Raw genomic sequence first — 6,320 nt, forward strand, 5'->3', positions numbered from 1 at the left:
AGCGCGGCCAGCACCCCGGCCGCGCCCCAGCCCGGGACCAGCCAGCCGGGGGCCGGCACGGTGAGCAGGACCCAGCCGAGCAGGAGCACCTTCAGCACGTACGTCGCGGCGAGCACGGGGGCGGCGACCGGCCCGTCCGTCCCGGCGGTGGCCCGCGCCACGAGCACGGTCACCAGGTGGCTCGCGGTGATCAGCCCCGCGCCGAGCAGGACGCTGAGCAGGGCCGCGCTCACGGGCGGGTCCCCGTCCGGGAGCGGACGCCCGCACGGCGCCCGAGCAGCGCGGGCAGCACCAGGTAGAGCGCGAGCACCGCCAGCACGAACGCGCCGGCCACGGCCGTGGCGACGGGCCCCGTGCGCAGGCCCACGACCGAGGCGACGCTGACGAGGACGGTCGCGGCCGTGACGACGAGCGCGGAGCCCGTGTGGGACAGGCCCACGTCGGTGAGCTGCTGGTAGACGTGCTGGCGGTGCGGCCGGTACCAGGCCTCCCCCGCGCGGACGCGGCGGAGCAGGGTCACGGAGGTGTCGGCCACGTAGACCGCGAGCGGGGGCAGGAGGTACTCGACGTAGACGCCGGAGAGGAAGGCCGCGACCGCGATGCCGGCCAGCGAGCCGCCCAGCAGGTAGGAGCCCACGTCGCCGAGGAACACGGTGCCGCGGCCGAGGTTCCAGGGCAGGAACCCGGCGAAGCCGCCCGCCACGGCGAGGCCGGCGGCGATCATCCACGGCAGGTCGTTGGAGGCGCCGGCCCAGGCGTACAGCAGCCCCGCGGCGAGGCCGTGCAGCCCCGAGATGCCGTTGATCCCGTCCATGAAGTTGGCCATGTTCACGTAGGCGGCGATCGCGAGGGTGCCCACGGGCAGCCACCAGGCGGAGGTGCCGAGCACCGCGACCAGGACGGCTGTGGCGGCCAGGCCGATGCCCAGCTGCGCGGCCAGGCGCGCCCGCACGGACACGCCCCGGTAGTCCTCGGCCCAGCCGAGGGCGGCGAACAGCCCGGTCACGGCCAGGACCACGAGCGCGACGGAGCGGTCGACCTCGATCGCGCCGGTGAGCAGGGCGGAGCCGTAGGCGGCGAGCACGGCGAGGGCCACGGCCAGGCCCATGCCCCGCACGACCGTGCGGTGGTGGGAGGAGCGCTCGTTGGGGACGTCGAGCACGCCCCACCGGGCGAGCAGCGGCTTGACGGCCAGGGGCAGCAGGAGGCTGAGCACGAGGGCAGGGACACCGACCGTGAGGACGAGCTCCCCGAGCCGGCGCAGCTCCTCCGGGTCGGGGGCGGCGCCCGGGTCGGTGAGGTCGAGCCCGGCGGGGAGCAGCACGACCGGGGCCGGGCTCACGACGCCCGCCCCGAGGAGCTGCGCGGGCGCTGGACCGACGTGGGCGGCGGCTGCGTGGACGGTCTGACGACGGGGATCGTGCCCGTGTAGACCATGCCGCCGCGCACCTTCCAGGTGTGCCGGTCCAGCTGGGCGGGGTCGAGGCGGTCGGCGCGCGCGTGGGAGATCTTGGGGTGGAAGGGCCGCTCGTCCTTCTCGCCGAGGCCGATGAGGTCCTCGTGCAGCTTCTCCCCCGGGCGCAGCCCGGTGATCTCGATCTCGATGTCCTCGCGCCCGCTCATCACGCGCAGCCGCTCGGCGATGTCCATGATCCGCACGGGCTCGCCCATGTCCAGGATCAGCACCTCGCCGCCGCGGGCGATCGCCCCCGCCTGGATCACGAGCTGGCAGGCCTCCGGGATGGTCATGAAGTAGCGGGTGGCCTCCGCGTGCGTCACCGTGATCGGGCCGCCCTGCCGGATCTGCTCGGTGAAGAGGGGGAGCATCGAGCCCCGGGACCCGAAGACGTTGCCGAAGCGCACCGAGACGTACCGGCGCCCGGTGCGGTCCGCCATCCACGCGGTGAGCTTCTCGGCGACGCGCTTGGAGTGGCCCAGGGCCGTGGTGGGGTTGGCGGCCTTGTCGGTCGAGATGTTGACGAAGACCTCGACCTCCGCCTCCTCCGCGGCCTGCAGCACGTTGAGGGTGCCGACGACGTTGGTCTTCCACGCCTCGTCCGGGTACTGCTCGAGCAGGGACACGTGCTTGAGGGCGGCCGCGTGGAAGACCACCTGGGGGCGGCGGTCGCGGAAGATCGCCCCGACGGACTCCGGGTCGCGGATGTCGGCGAGGACGGTGTCGCGGCCGTCGAGCAGGCCGCGCCCCGTGATGGAGATCTGGGTGCCCTGCAGCGCGGACTCGTCGCGGTCCACCATGATCAGCTCGGCGGGCTCGAAGCCGACGAGCTGGCGGCACAGCTCGGAGCCGATGGAGCCGCCGGCGCCGGTCACCAGGACGCGGCGGCCCTTCACGTAGCCGGCGATCTCCTCGACGTCGATGTCGACGGGGCGGCGGCCGATGAGGTCCTCCATGCTGATGTCCCGGAAGTCCGCGCCCTGGTGCTTGGCGGTGAGCACCTCGCCGAGCGGGGGCATGGTCATGACCCGGATCCCGGTGCCGGCCACGGCGTCCGCGACCCGGTGCATGATCCGGGGGTCCGCGCCGGACATCGCCACGATCAGCACCGAGGCGCGGGTGCGGGCCATGACGTCGCGGAGGTCGTGCAGGGTGCCGAGCACGGGCACGGAGGAGATCCGCAGGTGCTTCTTGGCGGGGTCGTCGTCGAGCAGGGCCACGGGCAGGAACTCCGAGTGCGGGTCCTGCATCATCCGCTGGATGAGGAAGGTCCCGAGGTAGCCGGCGCCGTAGACCACCACGTGCTGGGCGGAGGCGCCCGGACGGGCGGAGGCCTCCTGGTACATCCGCTTGAGGTAGCGGAAGGCGGCCATGAACAGGCACGCGAAGGGGAACGCGATGAGGGCGGTGGAGCGCGGGATGCCGATGCTCGTGCCCACCACGAGGAGCAGCACCTGGACCACGGCCGTGACGATGAGGGTGACCACCACGAGGAGCTTGGCCTCGTCGAAGCTGCCGAAGGAGTACCGCCCCTTGTACAGGGCGAAGGAGAAGCCGACGACGAGCTGGGCGGCCACGGCCACGAGGGACACCAGCAGCAGCCCGGGGGCGCTGATGAACTGGAGCTCCATCTCGTAGCGCAGCACCAGGGCGAGCACGAGGGCCACGACCCAGGCGACGGAGTCCAGCAGCATCTGGATCCACAGCCACGCCACGGGCCTGTCCTGCGGGGCGCCGCGGGGCGGGAACCCCGCGGCGGGACCCCCGGGGGGCACCGCCGTGCCGGCGGTGCGCTCGGGCGAACCACTCATCGCAGAAGTTCCTTTCGTGGTCGGTGCCGGAGCCGGGGGGCCGGGCGGGGAGGGTGCCGGTGCGGGACGGTCAGGGGCGGGGTGCGCCGACCATGGCCCGGTAGGCGAGCTCCCGGAGCCGGGTGGGGACGAACCGGTAGCCGCCGCGCACCACCACGTTGCGCACCCATTGTAGGAACCCGACGTGGCCGATCCCGCGCAGGCGGGCCTGGAGGGCGAGCTCCGCGCGGAGCACGCGCCATCCGCCGCGCCGCTCGTAGGAGCCCGCCGAGACCCGGTAGCCGACCAGCGGTTCGGCCACGTTGCGCACGTCGGCGCCCGCGCGCAGCATCCGCACCCACAGCCAGTAGTCCTCGGCCAGGGGCACGTGCTCGTAGCCGCCGGCCGCCCGCACCGCCGAGCGCCGGAACACCACCGTCGGGTGGCTCACGGGGTTGCGGCGCCGGGAGACGGAGAGGATGTCCCGCTCCCCCACCGGTGCGCGGCGCAGGGCGATCGGGGTCCGCTCGTCGTCGCCGATCTCGTGCATCGACGAGCCCACCAGGTCGGCCCCGGCCTCGATCACGGGCAGCTGCACCGCGAAGCGGCGGGGGTAGGAGACGTCGTCGGCGTCGGCGCGGGCCACCACGTCGTGCCGGCACCGGTCCAGGCCGGCGGTGAGCGCCGCGGTGAGGCCCTCGTTGCGCTCCAGGTCGACCCGCACCACGGGCACGGGGAGCTCGCGCACCAGGCGGTCCAGCTCGGCCTCCAGCGCCGCGGGGACGGGGCCGTCCCGCACGACGACGAGCTCGGCGGGCCGGCGCCGCTGCTCGACGGTGGCCGACTCGGCCGCCCGGCGCACCCGCTCCGCGGTGTCGGCGCGGTAGACGGGCATGAGCACGGAGAACTCGAGCGGGGGGTGCGGGCTCACGGGGTCACCGCGGCCCGCCGAAGCCGCGGCCGCGCATCCCGCCGGCGTAGCGGCTCGCCCAGGACGCGAGACCGCGCACGTCCCGCCGGCGGAGGTAGAAGAGGGGGTAGCCGACGAGGTCGGCCCCGAGCTGGACGACCCGCTTGTACCGCCACGTGGTCCAGCCCCGGTTGCGGAAGAAGTGCTCGCGCTTGAACTCCGTCCCGGGCACCACGACCTTGAGCCGGCCGGGGACCACGACGTGCTCCTCGTCCCAGCCCGGCGGGTGCGCCACGGCGGTGCGGGTGGTGGTGCCGAAGGGCAGCCCGGAGCGGCGCAGCCGCACCAGGAAGTCGACCTCGTCGCCGCGCAGGAAGAGCTTGAGGTCCGGCAGCCCGACCGTGAAGAAGACGTGCTCGGCCATCAGGGCGCCGTTGAAGAAGGTGGCGTAGCCGCGCAGGAAGCCGAGCGGCTCCAGGTCCGCCCGGGAGTGGGTCATCCGCCCCTCGAGGCGGTAGGAGAAGGCCAGCGCGCCGTGGTCCTGGGGTGCCACGACGAGCGGGGAGACGACCGACAGCTCCCGCCGCGCGGCCTCCTGCAGGAGGATCTCGAGGCAGTCGGGGCCCTCCGGGTGGGCGTCGTCGTCCATGAGCCACACCCGGTCGGCACCGGTGGCGAGCGCGGTCAGGATCGCGAGGGAGAACCCGCCGGCCCCGCCCAGGTTGGCGAGGGAGCGCACGAGCTCGAGCGCGAATCGGCCGCCGATCGCCTCCTCGAGCACCTCCCGCGGCAGCGCCTCGCGCCCCGCGTCGACGAGGCACAGGGAGGCGACGGGCACCGTCTGCTCCCGCAGCGCGGCGACGAGCGCGAGGACGTCCGCGTGCCGGTCCTGGGTCACGCAGGCCACCGCCACCGTGGGGGTGGGCGTGGGGTCGGACGGCATGCGGCTCCTCCAGGGGGTGACGGGCTGTGCGGTGACGGGCAGTGCGGGAACGGGTGCGGGGTCCGGCACGGTGCCGCGGGCGGGCGCCGGAACGTGCCGAGTCTAGCAAGCGGCGCCCGGACGGCCGGGCCGGCGGGCCGCGTCGCCCCGCCCCGGCGGTGGGCCGGTCTGTACGATGAGCGCAGGAATCCGGGCCCGGACGACGGCGACCGGAAGCGACCGGCAGAGAGGAAGCACCGTGACATCGACGACGTGGGCAGTCCTGGGAGCGACGGGGTTCGTGGGTTCCGCGACCGTGGCCCGGCTGCAGGCGGACGGCCAGACGGTGGTCCCGGTCTCCGCGCCGCGGCTGGGGTCCGGGGCGCGCACGGTCCACCACCTGCTCCAGCAGGCCGGCCGGCTCGAGTCCGTCATCGACTACCTCGCCGAGTCCTTCGCCGGTGCCCACGTGGTCGTCAACGCGGCGGGCCTGGCGGCCCCGGACCAGACGCACGAGGAGTCCCTCGTGGGGGCGAACGCGCTGCTGCCGGTGCTCGTGGCGCTCGCGGCGCGCCGCACGAGCGTGCGCCGGATCGTGCACGTCAGCTCCGCGGCCGTCCAGGGCGACGTCGACGTCCTCGACGAGACGCCCACGGTCCGGCCGTTCTCCCCCTACTCCTTCTCCAAGGCCCTGGGCGAGAGCGCGCTCCTGAAGCTGCGCCGCGACTGGGCGGGCGAGGACGGAGCACCCGCGATCACGGTGCTGCGCGCGACCTCGGTGCAGGGCTCCGGCCGGCGCACCACCGCGCGGCTGGCCCGCTTCGCGTCCTCGCCGCTGAGCTCGGTGGCCGGCGACGGCGGCGCGCCCACCCCGGTGACGTCCGTGCACGCCCTGGCCGAGTTCGTCTCCCGGGTCGGGCGCCACGGGGAGGCGCTGCCGCCGGTCGTGCTGCAGCCCTGGGAGGGCGCCACGACCGGCTCCATCCTGCGGGACGCGGGCCGCCGGGAGCCGCGCCACCTCCCCGTGCTGCTGTGCCGGCTCGTCGTGGACGCCGGGTTCGCGGTCTCGGCCCTGGCCGGGCACCGGTGGCACGGCGTGTTCCGCCGGCTCGAGGTCACCTGGTTCGGTCAGCGCCAGGTGCGCGGCTGGGCGGAGGAGCACGACGCGGTCCCCGAGCCGCGGATCAGCGAGGTCCTGCGCCAGGCGCACCTGGCCGCCGGCCGGGGCTGAGCCCCGCAGAG

At 74.9% G+C, this 6,320-nt stretch carries 6 protein-coding genes; 1 reads left to right on the forward strand and 5 read right to left on the reverse strand.

The annotated features are described in order from the left end of the window. The 5 genes from CRM73_RS17675 to CRM73_RS17695 form a co-directional block, all read right to left on the reverse strand. On the reverse strand, nt 1-233 hold a 233-nt coding region (locus CRM73_RS17675; RefSeq protein WP_229588635.1), incomplete at its 3' end, for a hypothetical protein. Then, a complete protein-coding gene (locus CRM73_RS17680; protein ID WP_229588636.1) occupies nt 230-1,342 on the reverse strand; it encodes a glycosyltransferase family 4 protein in 1,113 nt (370 codons plus the stop codon). The genes CRM73_RS17680 and CRM73_RS17675, both read right to left, overlap by 4 nt. Then, complete coding sequence (locus tag CRM73_RS17685; RefSeq protein ID WP_017833266.1) at nt 1,339-3,267, reverse strand: nucleoside-diphosphate sugar epimerase/dehydratase; 1,929 nt, start codon at nt 3,265-3,267, stop codon at nt 1,339-1,341. The genes CRM73_RS17680 and CRM73_RS17685 overlap by 4 nt, the downstream gene beginning before the upstream one ends. A 70-nt stretch (nt 3,268-3,337) precedes the next feature. Further along, nucleotides 3,338-4,177 (reverse strand): glycosyltransferase, encoded by an 840-nt coding sequence (locus CRM73_RS17690; protein WP_017833267.1) that lies wholly within the window; start codon nt 4,175-4,177, stop codon nt 3,338-3,340. 4 nt (nt 4,178-4,181) lie between these two features. Beyond that, complete coding sequence (locus CRM73_RS17695) at nt 4,182-5,099, reverse strand: glycosyltransferase (RefSeq protein ID WP_229588637.1); 918 nt, start codon at nt 5,097-5,099, stop codon at nt 4,182-4,184. A 238-nt stretch (nt 5,100-5,337) separates the two neighbouring features. Between CRM73_RS17695 and CRM73_RS17700 the strand changes: the two genes are divergently transcribed. Then, nucleotides 5,338-6,309 (forward strand): NAD(P)-dependent oxidoreductase, encoded by a 972-nt coding sequence (locus CRM73_RS17700; RefSeq protein WP_031283606.1) that lies wholly within the window; start codon nt 5,338-5,340, stop codon nt 6,307-6,309. Nucleotides 6,310-6,320: the final 11 nt, after the last annotated feature.

The organism is Kocuria sp. CCUG 69068, assembly GCF_020833785.1.
Taxonomy (GTDB): domain Bacteria; phylum Actinomycetota; class Actinomycetes; order Actinomycetales; family Micrococcaceae; genus Kocuria; species Kocuria rosea.

Coding starts and splice junctions, on each gene's coding strand:
- CRM73_RS17685 (WP_017833266.1), bottom strand. CDS start 3,267: ATGAGTGGTTCGCCCGAGCGCACCGCCGGCACGGCGGTGCCCCCCGGG.
- CRM73_RS17695 (WP_229588637.1), bottom strand. CDS start 5,099: ATGCCGTCCGACCCCACGCCCACCCCCACGGTGGCGGTGGCCTGCGTG.